This window comes from Paenibacillus sp. FSL M8-0142, assembly GCF_038597315.1.
In the GTDB taxonomy this organism is placed as follows: Bacteria; Bacillota; Bacilli; order Paenibacillales; family Paenibacillaceae; genus Paenibacillus_AQ; species Paenibacillus_AQ lactis.
Map to the genome: position 1 here is coordinate 310,766 of NZ_CP152008.1, position 17,333 is coordinate 328,098.

General features: G+C 56.9%; 13 protein-coding genes. 8 read left to right on the forward strand and 5 right to left on the reverse strand.

The features are described 5' to 3' along the window. The first annotated feature begins 48 nt into the window (after positions 1 to 48). From NSQ46_RS01415 to NSQ46_RS01435, 5 genes are all read left to right on the forward strand, one after another. Positions 49 to 1,434 (forward strand): alpha-L-fucosidase, encoded by a 1,386-nt coding sequence (locus NSQ46_RS01415; protein WP_210094047.1) that lies wholly within the window; start codon positions 49 to 51, stop codon positions 1,432 to 1,434. A gap of 66 nt (positions 1,435 to 1,500) precedes the next feature. Continuing rightward, positions 1,501 to 2,787 (forward strand): alpha-L-fucosidase, encoded by a 1,287-nt coding sequence (locus tag NSQ46_RS01420; RefSeq protein ID WP_342576153.1) that lies wholly within the window; start codon positions 1,501 to 1,503, stop codon positions 2,785 to 2,787. A 66-nt stretch (positions 2,788 to 2,853) separates the two neighbouring features. Continuing rightward, positions 2,854 to 3,876, forward strand: coding sequence for a carbohydrate-binding family 9-like protein (locus NSQ46_RS01425; protein WP_144879839.1), 1,023 nt, complete (start codon positions 2,854 to 2,856; stop codon positions 3,874 to 3,876). A gap of 8 nt (positions 3,877 to 3,884) precedes the next feature. After that, positions 3,885 to 6,518, forward strand: a complete 2,634-nt coding sequence (locus tag NSQ46_RS01430) for a transglutaminase domain-containing protein (RefSeq protein WP_007128908.1) — start codon at positions 3,885 to 3,887, stop codon at positions 6,516 to 6,518. Positions 6,519 to 6,544: 26 nt separating this feature from the next. Next, positions 6,545 to 7,579, forward strand: coding sequence for a glycoside hydrolase family 18 protein (locus NSQ46_RS01435; protein WP_007128907.1), 1,035 nt, complete (start codon positions 6,545 to 6,547; stop codon positions 7,577 to 7,579). 200 nt (positions 7,580 to 7,779) lie between these two features. On the opposite strand, the gene NSQ46_RS01440 is transcribed toward NSQ46_RS01435, so the two are convergent. The 5 genes from NSQ46_RS01440 to NSQ46_RS01460 form a co-directional block, all read right to left on the reverse strand. After that, entirely contained in the window at positions 7,780 to 10,086 is a 2,307-nt protein-coding gene (locus tag NSQ46_RS01440) for a helix-turn-helix domain-containing protein (protein ID WP_007128906.1), read from the reverse strand. Positions 10,087 to 10,387: 301 nt separating this feature from the next. After that, a complete protein-coding gene (gene tatC / locus NSQ46_RS01445) occupies positions 10,388 to 11,080 on the reverse strand; it encodes a twin-arginine translocase subunit TatC (protein ID WP_050954012.1) in 693 nt (230 codons plus the stop codon). Between the two features lie 37 nt (positions 11,081 to 11,117). Then, a complete protein-coding gene (gene tatA, locus NSQ46_RS01450) occupies positions 11,118 to 11,345 on the reverse strand; it encodes a twin-arginine translocase TatA/TatE family subunit (RefSeq protein ID WP_007128904.1) in 228 nt (75 codons plus the stop codon). Between the two features lie 27 nt (positions 11,346 to 11,372). After that, a complete protein-coding gene (locus tag NSQ46_RS01455; RefSeq protein WP_007128903.1) occupies positions 11,373 to 12,998 on the reverse strand; it encodes an alkaline phosphatase PhoX in 1,626 nt (541 codons plus the stop codon). A 286-nt stretch (positions 12,999 to 13,284) separates the two neighbouring features. Continuing rightward, positions 13,285 to 14,136 carry a ligase gene (locus tag NSQ46_RS01460; RefSeq protein WP_007128902.1) on the reverse strand — a complete coding sequence of 284 codons (852 nt, stop codon included), beginning with the start codon at positions 14,134 to 14,136 and terminating at the stop codon, positions 13,285 to 13,287. Positions 14,137 to 14,479: 343 nt separating this feature from the next. On the opposite strand from NSQ46_RS01460, the gene cysK reads away from it, so the two are divergent. The 3 genes from cysK to NSQ46_RS01475 all read left to right on the forward strand — a co-directional run bounded on the left by cysK (position 14,480) and on the right by NSQ46_RS01475 (position 17,327). Beyond that, entirely contained in the window at positions 14,480 to 15,397 is a 918-nt protein-coding gene (gene cysK, locus NSQ46_RS01465) for a cysteine synthase A (RefSeq protein WP_342576159.1), read from the forward strand. Positions 15,398 to 15,633: 236 nt separating this feature from the next. Then, the gene (locus NSQ46_RS01470) at positions 15,634 to 16,065 is read left to right on the forward strand and encodes a YciI family protein (RefSeq protein WP_007128900.1); all 432 of its coding nucleotides are present in this window, start codon (positions 15,634 to 15,636) and stop codon (positions 16,063 to 16,065) included. An 8-nt stretch (positions 16,066 to 16,073) separates the two neighbouring features. Beyond that, a complete protein-coding gene (locus NSQ46_RS01475; protein WP_007128899.1) occupies positions 16,074 to 17,327 on the forward strand; it encodes an RNA polymerase sigma factor in 1,254 nt (417 codons plus the stop codon). Positions 17,328 to 17,333: the final 6 nt, after the last annotated feature.

A 17,333-nucleotide genomic window follows, 5' to 3' on the forward strand; every position in this document is an offset into this window, starting at 1 on the left:
AAGCGAATCGCCCGGTGACGAACAATCAACCTACTCGGAGGTATTAACATGTCGGAGAACAAGCTGATCGAAGAAGAGCAGCCGGTCGTGGAGGCAGGCGTCCACAATTACAGCAGTGAAGACAAATGGGTCAAGCCGGAGGATCCGCTGCTGCTGGAGCGTCTTGAATGGTTTAAGGACCAGAAGCTGGGGCTCATGATGCACTGGGGCCCTTATTCCCAGCTGGGGCTCGTTGAATCCTGGGCGCTTAGCGATAAGGATGCGGAATGGTCGCGTGACGGAATTGACTGGGACATCGACGCGGAGGAGCTCAAGCGGCAGTATTTTGACTTGAATAAAACGTTCAATCCGCTGCGCTTCCAGCCGGACCTGTGGGCGGACCTGGCCGCCGATAACGGCTTCAAGTATTTGAATTTTACGACGAAGCATCATGACGGCTTCTGCATGTGGGATACCCATACGACCGACTACCGGATCACGGGCACGGATTGTCCGTTTCATCGGCATAAATACGCCGATATCACCAAGAACCTGTTCGATGCGTTCCGGGCAAGGGGGCTTGGCATCTCCGCCTACTTCTCCAAAGCCGATTGGCATACGCCTTACTACTGGGCGCCCGGCATGGAAGCCGGCAGCTTCACGTCGCGGGGGCCTAGCTATAATCCGAAGGAATACCCTTGGTTATGGGAGCAATTCGTCCAATTTACGCATCAGCAAATCATGGAGCTCATGACAAGGTATGGCCGGATTGACGTGCTGTGGCTTGACGCCGGCTGGGTGAATGATTATCGGGATCAGAACATCCGGCTGGGCGAGGTCGTGGAGAAAGCGCGCGAGATTCAGCCGTGGCTTCTGTCGGCGGACCGGACGGTCGGCGGACCTTACGAGAATCTCATTACGCCGGAGCAGACGCTGCCTGAGCGTGCCCTGCACGTTCCTTGGGAGAGCTGCATCACGATGGGAACGTCGTTCTCCTTCCGGTATGAGGACCGTTATAAATCGGTGCGCCAGCTGATCCATCTGCTCGTGGAGATCGTGGCCAAGGGCGGCAATCTGGCGCTCAACATCGGGCCCCAGCCGGACGGAAGGCTGCCGGAGACGGCGATCTCACGGATGAGGGGCATGGGCGAATGGCTGAAGGTATACGGCGATGCTATCTATGGCACGCGGACCTGCGAGCCGTATTCCGTCCAGAACGTGCATTTTACTCAAAAAGGGGACACAACGTACGCCTTCTATCTGTACAAGGACGAGCAGGAGGAGGTTGCCGGGGAAGTGCATCTTCCGCTTCAGACAGAGCCGAGCCGTATCGACCTGATCGGCGGCCAGGAGGTGCTGGATTACCGCCGGACGGAGAACGGAATCGCGGTACGGCTGCCGGAGAGGGAGCTGCATGGGGCGGCGCCGATCGCTCATGTGTTCCGGATCCGTTAAGGGATAGGCCGACAGCTCGGGAAGCTTAAGAAAGCTACAAGTACATCGGGGAAAGGTGCGGACGATATGCAGCCATGGTTTGAGGAGGCGAAGCTGGGGATCTTTATCCACTACGGCATCTACGCGGTGGACGGGGTCTCCGAATCCTGGTCCTTCTATAACGGAAGGATCAGCTATGAGGAGTATATGAAACAGCTGGACGGCTTTACGGCATCGAAATTCGATGCCGAGGCTTGGGCGGATCTGATCGAGAAATCCGGCGCGAAATATGCGGTGCTGACGACAAAGCACCATGACGGCGTTGCATTGTGGGATACGCAGTACAGCGACTTGAATGTGGTCAAGCGGACGCCTGCGAAGCGGGATATTATCAAGGAATATGCCGAAGCGGTGACGAAGCGGGGGCTTCGGCTCGGGATGTATTTTTCGCTGATCGACTGGTCGCATCCGGACTATCCGACCGTGTATGAAGGAGGCCGCGTTCCGGAAGACCTCGGGAGCGTCAACCGGTTCTCTAGCCCGGTGGACGGCGTTCAGGATGAGGAGAGATGGCAGAGGTTCCTTCAATTTAACAATCAGCAGCTGCGCGAGATTCTGACGAATTACGGGAAGGTGGACCTGCTGTGGTTCGACGGGGACTGGGAGCGCAGCGCCGAGCAGTGGAACCTGCCGGCATTCAAGGATTATTTAAAGTCCTTTAATCCGGATCTGATCATCAATTCAAGGCTTCAGGGGCATGGCGATTACAAGACGCCGGAGCAGGGCATTCCGATCACGAGGCCGGAGGGGCCGTGGGAATTCTGCACGACCATCAATACATCCTGGGGCTACGTGCCGACGGATCACAAGTACAAATCGCTGAATCAGATCATTCGGATGTTCTGCGATTGCATTTCGATGGGCGGCAATATGCTGCTCGATATCGGCCCGCGGGAAGACGGCACGATCGACAAGCGGCAGGAGGACATTCTGCTCGGTCTGGGCGACTGGATCCGGACGCATGAAGAGGCCGTATTCGGAACCGGGGAAGGCATCATGACCCGTTATTATCTAGGGGGAAGCACCATTTCGAAAGACCGCAAGACGCTGTACCTGTTCGTCTATGACGATCCGAAGGAGAATGTATGCCTGAAAGGTCTTTGCAACCCGATCAAGAGGATTACGGTGCTGCATTCGGGCAAGGAGCTGACCCACGAAATTCATGGCGGGGTGCCATGGTTCAACATTCCGGGAACGACCTGGATCCATATGACTCCGGAAGATGCTCATGAACAGGTAACGGTGCTGAAACTTGAGTTTGACGAAGAGCTGGAGATGTACGGCGGCTCCGGAGCCGTTGTCACCCATAACTAAACAATCGCCGGGAGGGCGCGGGTTATGCAGCCGGCGCCTCCTCCCGGGTCAAACGGAGGGAATGAAATGAACCGAAGCGGAGTGCCGGAGCCGCAGATCGAATATGCTCCGAAACATTACATATGCCGTCGTGCGAAGGAGCCCCTTGAGCTGGATGGACGGATCGATAAGCCGTTCTGGGAAGCGGCGGAATGGACCGAGGATTTCGTGGATATCGAGGGGGATCTTAGGCCGAAGCCCGAAAAGCGGACCCGGGTCAAAATGCTGTGGGATGACGAGTATTTCTACTTCGCGGCGGAGCTGATCGAGGATCAGATCTGGGCAACGCTGACCGAGCGGGACTCGGTGATCTTTTACGACAATGATTTTGAGATTTTTATCGATCCGGACGGGGATAGTCATCAATATTACGAGTTCGAAATCAATGCGCTGAATACCGTATGGGATCTGCTGCTGGTCAAGCCGTACCGGGACGGCGGGCCTCCGGTCAACGGCTGGGATATCGCAGGGCTAAAGACCGCCGTGCATATCGACGGAGAGCTGAACCGTCCCGGGGCGGATAACCGGAAGTGGAGCGTGGAAGTGGCGATGCCTTGGAGCAGTCTGCGGGAATGTGCGAAGGAGGGGCGTCCGCCGGTGCCGGGTGAATTCTGGCGCGTTAACTTCTCCCGCGTGGAATGGCGGACAGAGGTGCAGGACGGCGAATACCGCAAGGTGCTCAATCCGGAGACAGGCAAGCCATACCCGGAGGACAACTGGGTCTGGTCGCCGATGGGCATCATCAATATGCATTATCCGGAGCTGTGGGGCTACGTCGTCTTCGCGGAGGGCGAAGCGGGCTCGGGCTTTGAATTGCCAAAAGACGAGCGGATCAAATGGGAGCTCCGCAAGCTCTATTACCGCGAGCGCAATTATTACGAAGGGCATGGCGAATTCACAAAGGATTTGAAGCTGCTGATGGGCGAGGATTCATGGAGCATCGAGCCCGTCATCGAAACGACCCGCGGCCTGTTCCAGATCACCGCACCGTCCTCGGACGGCAGCGCCGTGATCTGTATACGGGAAGACGGGAAGCTGTGGAAGGAGTGAAAGCCGATATGACCATTCAAACCTCCGCATTTTCATTGGAACCCGATATGCGGGAGACCATCGAGGCGAAATTCAAAGAGAAGCTGATCCTGGGTGAGGCCAGAAAGCAGGAGCTGTTCGGCATATTTGACCAAGAGCTGACCGAAGAGGAAACGTGGGCTTTGAAGTATCTATACGCCTACATGCCGGTGAATGACATGGCCGATTACGACGGGGAGCTGTTCCTCAGCCATGTGCGCCGGACGCTGGCGATCCGAAAGCAGGTGCCTTGGGGAAATCGAGTGCCGGATCATCTATTCCTGCACTTCGTGCTGCCTTACCGCGTCAACACGGAAAATATCGAGGATTCCCGCGGCATTCTATATGATGCGCTGGCAGAGCGAACTTCGCGGTTATCGATGAAGGATGCCATTCTCGAGACCAATTACTGGTGCCATGAGAAGGCAACGTACATCGGGAGCGATCTGCGGACGATATCGCCGCTGACGATGATCCGGAACGCGCGCGGACGCTGCGGCGAGGAATCCACGCTCGCGGTAGCCGCCCTGCGCAGCATCGGCATCCCGGCCCGTCAAGTATATACGCCGCGCTGGGCCCATTGCGACAGCAATCATGCCTGGGTGGAGGCATGGGCTGACGGGCAATGGTATTACATCGGCGCATGCGAGCCGGAAGCCCGCCTGAATCAAGGCTGGTTCAGTCCGCCCGCACGGCGAGCGATGCTGATCAACACCCGGATTTTCGCCGATTACCCTGGACCGGAGGATATTACGCTGGCCGATAAGTGGTTTACCGAAATCAATCTGCTCGAGAATTATGCAAGAACACGCACGATCCATGTCAAAGTCAAGGATAACAACGGGGCACCGGTGGCCGGCGCCGAGGTGCGTTTCGAGCTGTATAACATGGCGGAGCTGTATCCGATTGCGATTCTGCCGACCAATGAGCAGGGGGAAGCTTCGTTCAAGACGGGCTATGGCGACGTGCTGATCCGTGCCGTGAAAGACGGCGCTTGGGGCGAGCATAAGCTGGGCGCCGGGGACGGAGAGCAGGTGCAAATCGTGGTCGCCGAAGCGGCGCAGCCGGTCGGTACGGTTGATTTCGATATGGTTCCTCCTCCCGAAGCTCAGGGGGATGCCGATGAACAGCCGTCCGAGGAGGAGCTGGAACGCCATAACCGCCGCTTGGAGGAAGGGACGAGGATCCGGACCGAATACGAGGATACCTTCCTGAAAGCCGAGGAGGCGGAGAGCATCGCCCGCGGACTCGGGCTGCCGCCGGAGCGGGTGTGGGACGTCCTGCATAAAGCCCGGGGCAACAGCAGAGAGATTGCCGCTTTCCTTGAAGAGCAGTCCGGCGAGTATGGCGAGTGGCCGCTGCGGCTCTTGGAATCTCTGAACGAGAAGGACTTGATCGATACCTTCCGGCCTACGCTGAACGATCATTTGGCCGGTGCGATGGAGCATCAAGGGAGCTGGGCGGAGGAACTGTTCGTCCCATACATTCTCTGTCCGCGCGTATCGTTTGAAATGCTCGTGCCGTATCGCCGTTTGTTCCAGGGGACCTTTACCCCTGAAGAGATCGCAGCCTTCCGGGTAACGCCGGCGAAGCTTGCAGGCCGCCTGGCGGATGGCTTCGAGCTGTGGGAGGACCTTCCTAATCTGAAGGGGAAAGGCAACCCGGCAGGCACCTTCCGATTGCGGAAGGGCGATTCGGAGTCGCTGGACATTCTGTTCGTCGCCGTATGCCGCAGCTTGGGCATCCCGGCGCGGCTGCACCCGAGCGAGCAGAAGCCGCAGTACTGGCATAACGGCGCTTGGGAAGAGGCTTCGCTGCAGCCGGACGCTGCCGGCAGCGCTGATCGTGAGGCGAATCAGGAAGCCGGCGGATGGGGTCTCTTGCGTCTGTTAAAGGATTCGAATGCCGGACAGGACGTGCCGTCCGCCTCCTACGGCGAGAACTTTTCGCTCGCCCGCCTTACGAACGGCGTATATAAGACGCTGATTTATCCATACGGCATGTCTAACGTATATGATGATCCGTTCGAGGTCGAGGCAGGGGCTTATCGCTTAACGACCGGTGTCCGTCTCAAGGACGGCACGGTTCGAGTGCGCTTCACCTATTTTACAGTCCGTGCAGACGGAACCGCTGCGGTATCCTTGACGTTCCGCGACACCCGGGAAGAGATTCCGGTGCTCGGCACGCTTACGCGCGAGCATGGGCTGGCCCTGCTTGATGGAAAGGCTGCGCTTATGGGAGACCTGTTGGGTGCCGAAGGCGCGATAGCCGCTTGGCTTGAGCCGGAGCGCGAGCCGACGAAGCATCTGCTCCGCGAATTGAGTGAGCTGGCGGAGTCGCTGGATCAGCTTAACGTTCCGATTGTCCTGGTGATCGGAGAGAAGGAATGGACCGCTTCGTTCGATCCTGCCAGCTATCCGAAGCTGCCGCAGCGCACGGTGTTTGCGCGTGACGCCAGCTACTCGGCCCTGCCTGATTTCATCTCGAAATCGCCGGCCCGCGAAGCCGGATTTCCGCATCTGTTCGTGCTGGACAGTCAGGACCAGATCCGGTATACGGCTTCAGGCTATAAGATCGGTACGGGCAAGGAAGCGCTGCGCATACTGTCGGGAATATCCTCTTAAAATGGAGAGCTGGAGGGCGAAGGAACATGAAGCAATATATTGTGGCTGGCTATGCCGTTGATGCCGTTCTTCCCGAGATGAAGCGGGAGGATTTATTGAAGCTGACCCATCTGAACGTGGCTTTCGGCCATGTTCGGAATGATGAAATTACGACGGAGCATTTGAAGAACGCGGAGGTTCTGCATGCCATGAAGCGGGATCATCCCAGCCTTACGGTGCTCCTGTCCGTCGGCGGCTGGAGCGCGGGGGGATTCTCCGAAGCGGCCTCCACCGAAGAAGGAAGAAGCCGCATGGCGGCTTCGGCCGTCCGGGTGCTGGAATCGCATCCGTTTGACGGGATTGATCTTGATTGGGAATATCCTTGCTACGGCGAAGCCGGCATTGCTTCGAGCCCGGACGATAAGCGGAATTTCACGCTGCTGCTGAAGGCGATCCGCGAAGCGCTGGATGCCAAGGGCGAGCGCGATGGCCGCCATTATCTGCTGACGATCGCGGCGGGAGCCGATCAATATTATGTGGATGGCACAGAGATGGATCAGGTCCAGCAGTATCTGGACTTCGTCCAGCTGATGACGTATGACATGCGCGGCGGCTTTCAGATCCTCACCGGGCATCATACGAATCTGTATGCGCCGTCCGGCGATCTGTTCCGGATCAGCGTCGATGCTTCCGTAAACCTGTTCGTGCGCGCCGGCGTGCCGAAGGAGAAAATCGTGATCGGGGCAGCGTTCTATTCCCGGATGTGGCGCGAGGTTCCGGACCGCAACCGGGGTCTGCACCAGATGGCCGGTACCACGGGCGGTTATGGGCCAGGCTACGCCGAGCTTGCCGCCGATTACATCGACAAGAACGGCTATGTCCGGTACTGGGACGACGAGGCGTGCGCGCCGTTTTTGTTTAACGGCTCGTGTCTGATTTCCTACGACGATGAGGAGTCGATCGGCCGCAAATGCGGCTATGTCCGGGACGAGGGCCTGGCGGGCATCATGTTCTGGGAATACGGCTGCGACAAGACCGGACGCTTGCTGGATGCGATGCATCAAGGCCTGGGGAGCAAATAATCGGCCCGTTCCCGAGCAATCGAATAGGCCGTACAGAAGGCTCCGTAATACCAAGATAGACGGCACATGCCCAATGTGCGCGTTGCGAATCCAGGGATACCTGGATGGTTCTTTGGACATATGAGCACAAACAAAACCTCCCCTAAGCTTGCGAGCTTCAGGGGAGGTTTTTGTTTGTAGTGCATGCAGGCAGCAACCGGCTACCCGATATATTCCTCATCCTCATCATCCGAGGCGTCGGCACTTCCATTCTGGCTGTGCATTTTGCGGTATTGTCCCGGCGTATAGCCGGTTTCCTTCTTGAATTTGCGGATGAAGTTCGGCGTATCCAGGTAGCCGACCCGCGAAATAATGTCCTTCAACGGATCGGACGTATGCAGCAGCTGCCGGATGACTTCGTCCATCCGTTTCTGCCAGATATATTGGGTGAAGTTCACCCCGACCTTCTCCTTGAAGGAGCGGCTGAAATAGGACGAGGAGATCGAAAATTTCGATGAGATCGTTCCCAGGCTAAGGTCATAATCCGAATAGTTCGCATCGATATAGCTTACGATTTCGTCCATCAAGGAGCTTTCTTCCGTCTCGCTCTTCGCCTCGACATGGGTACAGATGTCGGCGGCGAGACCGGCGAGCTTCTTCTCCAGGTCCTCCAGGGAGTCGTATGATGTGATACTCGGAAGCTCTTGAACGACATGGTGCATGCCGAGCTCCGAGGCCGTCTTCAGCAGCGTATTCAAAATGTCGAAGCAGATGCAGCGCAGCAGCGGAACCGACGGCATTTCCTCCTTCAGGCTGTCCAGCGCGGTGGAGATCATCCGGGCCGCCACGTCGTAGCTTCCCTGCTTCAAGCTCTGATCGAGCTTCAGCAGCACGTCCTTCGGCACCCAGAAGGAGGAGGAATCCTTCGCTCCGGAGAGCGCATGGAAGAAGGTGGTGCTGCCCTGACCGTGAAGCATGGAGGCCTCAAATGCGGTGGAAGCCTCAATGTAGGACTGGTTCAGCTGCTCCGGATGACTGTAGCGGTTGCCGGTCCCGATGACAGGCGGGCTGCCGGCGTGCTCCATAACCATCGACCGGAGCGCCTCCACGATCGCTTCCATGATGCCGTTCAGGCTGGCCTCATGCCCGGTATCGGCATTGAATCCGACGATGAGCGCAAGCCGGTCAGGCTGCGGCAGCTCCACTCCGTACGCATGGGCGGTCAGCTCCGGCAGCTCGACCTCGTTCATCAGCTGCATCAGCGGCCAGCCGCCTGATGGATCCGCTTCGGGCAGGGCATGCGTCTCCCAGCCCATCGTAACGACGAAATAATGGGAGCGGTTGAAGCGGATGCCGAGCTGCTCCTTCAGGTCGGACGGCAATTCCCCGGTATGTCCGTGCTTCAGCAGCATCAGCAGAATATGGTTGCGCGCGTAAGGCTCCTGAAGGTCAACGCGCTTGCTGTAGTCATGCAGCGTCTTCTTGATCCAGTCCAGCTCGTTGGTCTGGGAGGGGGGCTCGGAGAGGCTGCGGACATTTCTCAAGCGCACGAACTCCATCAGATCGGAGATCGGGTGGTACTGCCTCCGGGCCAGTAAAATCGCAAGGACGGTACCCATGATGACAACGAACGAGAACACCAATACAACAAAGGTCCGAATGTGGACGATGCGGCTGAAAAACTGGCTGCTGGGCATAGCTGTAACATACGTCCAGCCGTCATCCGATTTGACGGAAACCACCGAATGGGTCTCTCCGTTCAGGGACAGGCTGTGCGTACCGGGCTCCAATTGAAACAGCGCTTTTACGTCGTTCTTCGTAATGGTGTCACCGTGATGATTGGCGGCCAGCACCTGGCCGTTATTATCGAATATATAGGTCATGCCATGGTAATCGGTCAAGATGGAATCGATCAAGCCCGTCAAATTGGATTCATGGATCAAATACATGACGGTTCCATGGGCAGGGGTGTTGTTCGGGGCGATCGGCACAAGATAGGCCAGCATGGATTTCTGCCCCCGGGTGCCCTGGATGACCTGCTCCGCCGGGCGCATCGTCGGGAGGCGCACGGTATTCAAGTCCCGGATCAGATCCTCCTTGTTCCAGGTGTTGAATTTGTAGCGGCCGGTGAACACGTCGAGGTTCTCCAGACCTTGGGAAGAATAGATATTATTATCCCCGCGAAAGAACAGGAACAGCTCATCGATAATCGAGCTGGTGGCTTTATATTTGACCAGGGCGCCAATCGATTCCCGGCTGTAATACGGATGGTGCGTCCAATAACGCGTCAACTGTTCGTCGTAGGCGATACGGAATGCGATATCCTGCAGCTCCTTCATACGGTCGTCGATGACGGTTTTGGCCTGGGTCAGCTGATTGACGTTGGTCTGCTCAATTTCCGATCGTAAGGTCTTAACGGCGTTGTGATAAATGATGACGGTCAAAATAACAAGAGGGATCAGGAAAATGGATATATATGAGAGTGTATACTTAACCAAAAGCTTGGACTTGAAGTGATTCCATTTCATATTTGCAGGCCTCCCGTTATTTAATAGCACCGTGATAGCGCTATCATAAAGACAGCGAAGCAATTGCCGGATTGCCGAGCCGTTAAATGATCTATTAAAAATACTAGGAGAACTTGCCTCATAAATCAATGCATCATTTAAAAGTTTTGATGGATTCTTTCCAGAAGCTACAGAGAAAGGGGAAAATAAACTTGTCTGGGCGGAGCGAATACGAAAAAAACCGCGAGTCTGCCGCTTACTTAGGTAAGGGAGCAGATTCGCGGGTTCCATGGGTATCATCCTTCAAGGGGGAGCTGAAGGATCAGGATGTGCCTCCGCTTGCAGGCGATAATTGCAGCTGCTTGCGGTAAACGACTTTGGAGATCGATACGCTGATCTCATACAGCAGAAACAGCGGGACGATCACGATCAGGTCGGACATGATATCCGGCGGTGTGATCGTTACGGCTACGATGCAGAGCAGAAAGTAGGCTGCCTTGCGCATCTTGGCCAGCCGAAGCGGATTCACGATGCCAAGCTTGGTAAGAAATACGACAATGGCCGGCATTTCGAACAGGAATCCGAACGGGACGGTCATATGAATCATGAAGGTGAAATACCGCTGAGCCGTGTACATCGTCTCGAATTGGCCTTCCGCCATCCGCTGCATGAACTGCAGCACCATCGGAAACAGCACGAAGTAGCCGAATACGAGCCCGACAATGAACAGCACGCTAATGACCGGGATGAGGAGCAGCGCGGAGCGCTGGGCGCCATCCGGCAGCGCAGGCTGCACGAACTTCCAGACCTGATAGGCCGCAACCGGAAGCGTGACGGCCAGCGCCACGACGCCGGCGATGATCATGTAGACCCACATGACCTCGGAAGGACCGAGAAGCACAAGCTTCTCGTCCATATCCCGAACCAGCCAGCGGTAAATCTCCTCGACGTAGATAAAGGCGGCCACCATCGCAACGAGGAACGCGATCAGGGTGCGGATCAGGCGCCTCCGCATTTCCTCGAGATGCTCGATCGCGCTCTGGTCGTTCGGGTTAGCTGCCTTGCTTGCCCGCTGCAGCAGCCGCTTTAGGAGCATCGTCTTTCTTCCCGTCCTCATTCTCTTCATCCCCGTTCACCAAGCCCCGGGTTGCGCCTTTGAATTCGCTCAGGGTTCTGCCGAATGCCCGTCCCAGCTCAGGTAGCTTGGAAGGCCCGAAGATGATCAAGGCGATAATTAAAATCAAGATTAAGCCACCGATTCCGATATTGCCAAACGGCATGACTATCGCTCCTATCTATAGTTGAGATTAGTCCAGCTTGAAGCCGCTGATGGCGACTACTGCGCAGCGCGCCATGTTCTCTCCCGAGCGGTGCGGCCAGGTGCTGGTCGGCTTGCTCAGATCCTCCGTGTTCTCGCCCGGATGCTGTACAGACAGGAAGAGCGTCTGCTCGTCCGGCGAGAAGAACGGGCCTGTCAGCTCGCATTCCACCGGGCCGGAGGCGAACTGCAGCGCTTTGCCTTGATCCGGTCCGCTCGTTGGAATAACGAACAGTCCGTTATTCATGAAGGATTTATGCACGCCTTTATTTTGGCTGCTGCTGGAGATGTCCGTCACGACCCACAGATCGCCGTTGGAATCGAACGCCAGGTTGTCCGGGGAGCTGAAGCCCGATTGCCGGCCGCCTGCCGCGAAGATTTCAAAATCGAACTCGAGCGCTGCCAGATCGTTCCCGGCTTCGAAGATCCGCGTAATATGGCCATGAATATTGCCGTGGTTGTCATTGTTCGTATGGCAGACGAAGACGGTGTTGTCGAACGGCGAAATTTCGATATCCTCCGGACGGTCCGTCGGCGTTCCGCCTACGAGGCGAGCGGCTTCCTGGCAATACGTGACGACATCGCCTTGGGACTTGAACTTGCCTTTAACCTCCGGCGCGTCGGCTGCCGCCTTCAGCACCTCTTCCAGCGTAACCGGCTGCCATTTTCCGGATTTCAGGTTGGCTACGTAGAGCGTGCCGTCCTCCAGCAGGGCGGAGTTGGCGCGTCCCTTGCTCTTGTCGTATTTGCCGTTGCTGATGAATTTATACACGCAGGCATCCTTCTTGTCATCGCCCATGTAGACCACGACCCGGCCGTCTTTCGCAAGACCCATTGCCGTATTCTCGTGGTTGAATCTTCCGAGCGCCGTATGCTTTTTAAGGAAGGATTTATCGAATGGATCGACCTCGACGACCCAGCCGTAATGGGTTTCCGGCAATCCCGAGATGCTTGCGGTTTCCTCGAAATTCTCTTCGCAGGACAGCACCGTATTCCAGAGGGTTACGCCTCCGGAGCAGTTGGCGAATGTGCCGGTAGCCGTCGTTGCTCCCTTCAGCGCCGGAATGCCGCGCGCCGGGCCGGTAATGTCGAACTTGGTGAAACCGTTAATGCGGCGGGCATGCTTGGAGGATGTGTCCATCTTCCATACGCCCTTCTCGTCACGGTACACCTCGATCACCGACATGCCTTGATAGTACAAGTTTTTCTCGATTTGGTCGGCCGTCATTTTGCCGTCTTTCACCGGGCCGATCGAGAAGATGGTGGAATATTCATGGTTATTGACCAGCAAACCGCGGACATTGGACCCGTTGATCGGGAAAAAGGCGTTGTAATCGCAGCCGGAGCCGAATTTTTCGCCGGCCGGATTGATCACGTCGTCGAATGCGGCAATGACGTCGTATTTGAAATTTCTCGGCAGGACGAGCTCGTCGGCCTTGGTAGGCTCGATCGGATCGAAATATCCGCTGACGCGGTTTGTCTTGAATCCGAACAGATGATTGGCTGTCCCCGACATCGCGGAAGCTTTGCCCTCCAGAACGCCTAAGCCGGCAGAAGCAGCTGCAAGCGCGGTTGCGCCGGTGCCCAGATAAGAAAGGAAGGTTTTGCGGTCCATCGTTTTACTCAAACTAATCCACCCCTCATGATTAAATGTTCGATAGGACAAGTGTAAGCTGGAAATGTTAAGTCCATATCATCGTTCATGGGGGATTTGTAAAATAGAAGTAATTTCGGGTGCGGAAATATCAAAAGGAGGTAAGCGAGCTGCGGCGGGATTAAAGAGGGGATGGGAGGAAGCTATCGTTCGCCTCGAGCGATGAGGAGCAGGCATGCCGAATACTCCCTGCCGGATTGGGAGGGAGTTGGATGATGAACGCTTTTAATTTTTTGTAAAAAGAAAGTTATTCTGTTCGCTGATACCGCTGACGCATCTGCATGGCCATCGTACGGATGCTCTCGGCCTCCGGCATGGCGAATGAGGCGGCGGCTTCGGTCAAATCCTGATCCGCCTGCCAGCTCCGGATCACGTTCCGCACATCGTCGACAAAGCGGTGTACGGCGTCTTCGCCCGTGCCGATCCCCGTCAGTTGCTCCAGACTGGCGGTGCTGGTATCCTCCACGACCGGGTACAGCTTCGGGTCGGCGCCTGCGGCTGCGATATCGTAAAAGGTACGGACGAGCCGGGCACGCTCGCTGCCGGACCCCTCCGCGATAACGAAAGCCTGGACAATGAAAGCCTTCCGCTGCCGCCGCTGGGCGATGCCGCAAAATTTAAGGCCGTCGATGCTTAAGTCGAACGTTCCCGGGCAAAAGGCGCCTGCGACTTCGCCGGTGTCTACTTGCCGTTCCGTGCCTTGAAGCGCCTGGCGGATCAGCGCAACCATCAGCTCGAAATCCTGATGAAAGTCCGGTGCCGGGCCGGCCGATTGAAAGGGAACGATCAGGGACACATTGACGACGCCGGGGTCCAGCGGCACGGCTGCGCCGCCAGAGTGGCGGACGGCAGTGTCGTAGCCAAGGGAGCGGAGCCATGTTTCCCCTTCGGGCGCTTGCGGAAGACGGCTGTCTCGAGCGCCCATGACAAACGCCCTCGGGTGGCGCCACAAATGACACACGGCAGGACCGCCGCTTCCGGCCTGCCGGCATAACAGCTCATCCAATGCAAAATGGAGCAGCACATCATCTGAATTCAAATCGTCGGTCCGATCCAGCAGGAGGATCGGTTGATGTTGCAGTGACAGCGGGGTATTCACGCTTTCTTGCGCCTCCTCTATTGTACAATGGCTATATACCATCTTCGGTTCGTTATAGTTGCCACATATGTGAACAAGGTTTCCTCTTATCCGTGATCAAACAAGGGGCCGTATGGCGATTACGGATCCCCGATCGGGATAATCTCATGAACAGCATACCATAAAGCGGGCTTGGCGGCTGTCCGGTATGGACGTTCTCAGCAGACAGCTTCATTGACAAGCGAGAGGAAACTCTCCTATAATCCGAGTAAGCTTATTACCTTTGTTAGATAAATGATGACAGAAACCGCGGGAATATTATTTTTGAATATAATTTTTGAACATATAAGGAGTATGAAGCATCATGGCCAACATTTATAAAAGCGTTGCAGATATGATCGGGGAGACGCCGATGGTAAAGCTTCAGCGTCTCGCGCCGCCAGGGGCGGCCGAGATCTATGTGAAGCTGGAGAAATTCAACCCGTCCGGCAGCGTGAAGGACCGGGCCGCTTACAATTTGATTCATACGGCGGAAACGAAGGGCCTGCTTAAGCCCGGCGGCACCATTATCGAGCCGACCAGCGGAAATACCGGCATCGGACTTGCCATGATCGCCGCTGCCAAAGGGTATCGCGCCATCCTCATTATGCCGGATAATATGTCCAAGGAACGGATCAATTTGCTAAAGGCCTACGGGGCCGAGGTTGTCCTGACGCCGAGCAGCGAGCGCATGCCGGGTTCGATTGCGAAGGCCCTTGAGTTGCGGGAGCAGATCCCCGGGAGCTTCATTCCGCAGCAGTTTGAGAATGCAGCCAATCCGGATATTCATCGCGCCACGACTGCCCCGGAAATTCTGCAGCAGACCCAAGGACGGTTGGATGCGTTTGTCGCTACGGCCGGCACCGGCGGAACGGTAACGGGCACGGGCGAGGAGCTAAGGAGGCATCTGCCGGACCTGCATATTGCGGTCGTGGAGCCCAAGGGCTCTCCTGTCCTTTCCGGCGGGCAGCCGGGTCCTCATAAGCTGGTGGGGACGAGTCCGGGGTTCGGGCCAAAGATTCTGAATACCGGCATTTATAATGAAATTATTCAGATTGCGGACGAGGATGCGCTGCAGACGGCAAGGGACTTGGCCCGCAAGGAGGGGATCCTTGTGGGGCCGTCCTCCGGCGCTTCGGTATTCGCGGCAATGCGCGTCGCCGAGCGGCTGGGCGAAGGAAAGCGGGTCGTCTGCATTGCGCCGGACACGGGCGAACGGTATTTGAGCATGGATATTTTTTGATATGACAAAGGGGACTCCCAGCGGGAGTCCCCTTTTACGTGACAATGTCGCCGAGCAATAAATCTCTCTAGCTGTCTTTTTTATAAAAGGAATCCTCCGTTTACTCACGAAATGGTTGATAGTTGATTTTTTTCTCTAAAAAATGTTTTTGCCATGTCGATTCCCTAGTCGGTTGTTCGTTGAACTAGTAAAGGCCCGATTTCGAGGTCCTATTTGATAACAGGAGGGAACTTCCCATGAGATTTATGATGATTGTAAAAGCAACCGAGGATTCCGAGGCGGGTGTGCTGCCGAGCAAGGAGCAGCTTGACGCCATGATGAGGTACAACATGGAGCTGGCCCGGGCCGGCGTGCTGCTCGCAGCGGACGGACTGCATCCAAGCTCAGGCGCGATCCGGATTTCGTATCCGGAGCCAGGAGGGAAACCGAAGGTGACGGACGGGCCCTTCACCGAGGCCAAGGAACTGATCGCCGGCTATACGTTGATCGAAGTGAAATCGCGGGAAGAGGCGATCGAGTGGGCGATGCGCATGCCGGACCCTCACGGGTATGGCGCGGGGCAGATCGAGCTTCGGCAGGTGTTCGAGCCGACTGAATTGACGGAGGATCCCGAATCCCAGGCCCAGCAATATGAGATGCGTGAGCATATCGAGCGGCAGAAGCGATAGAGGGATCCATGGACACACATCGTACGATAGACGCAATCTGGAGAATTGAGTCCTCCCGGATTATTGCCCATTTGACTCGAATGGTGCGCGATATCGGACTGGCGGAGGACCTGGCGCAGGACGCGCTCGTGACCGCACTGGAACGGTGGCCGGAGACGGGAATGCCGGAGAATCCGGGCGGCTGGCTGATGACCGTGGCCAAGCGTAAAGCGCTGGACATGCTTCGTCGAAACAAGCTGCGCGATCGGAAGTATGAGCTGATTGGCCGGGAGCAGGAGCCGTGGGCCGATTCCGAGCCGGATGTGCCGGAACCCGGCGAGGTGGGGGATGATCTGCTGCGGCTGATCTTCATGACCTGCCACCCGGTCCTCTCGCCGGAGGCGCGGGTCGCCCTGACCCTGCGCCTTCTTGGCGGGCTCACGACGGCCGAGATTGCCCATGCCTACCTGACTTCCGAGGCAACCGTCGCGCAGCGGATCGTCCGTGCCAAGCGGACGCTGTCCGCGACCCGGGTGGCGTTCGAAATTCCGCAAGGTCCGGAGCTTAAACCGCGGCTTTCGTCGGTGCTTGAGGTCATTTATCTAATGTTCAACGAAGGATATGCCGCGACATCGGGCAGCCAGTGGATAAGGCCGCTCCTGTGCCAGGAGGCGCTTCGCATCGGACGGATTCTGGCCGAGATTGCGCCCGCGGAGCCGGAGGTCCACGGCTTGGTGGCGTTAATGGAATTTCAGGCTTCCCGCTTCAAGGCCCGGGTGGATCAACGCGGCGAGCCGGTTCTGCTCATGGATCAGAACCGGGGACTATGGGACTACCTGCTGATCCGGCGCGGTTTTGCCGCGCTGGAGCGGGTGGAGCAGCTGGGCGGCATGACCGGTCCGTATGCGATCCAGGCCGCGATCTCCGCCTGCCATGCGGGTGCGCCGAAGGCCGAGGATACCGACTGGATCCGGATTTCGGCCTTGTATGAGGCGCTCGCTCAGGTCTCCCCTTCCCCGATTGTGGAATTGAACCGGGCGGTCGCGCTTTCCATGGCGTTCGGGCCGGAGATCGGGCTTGAGATCGTGGACATTTTACAAGCCGAGCCGTCTCTGAAAGGATACCATCTTCTGCCAAGCGTCAGAGGAGATTTGCTGTTCAAGCTGGGTCGGCTGGATGAGGCATGCCAAGAATTCAAGCGAGCCGCTTCGCTGACCGATAACCAGCGGGAGAAGCAATTATTGCTTAGCCGTGCCGCGGAATGCGCGTCAAGCGGCGAATAACGGTGG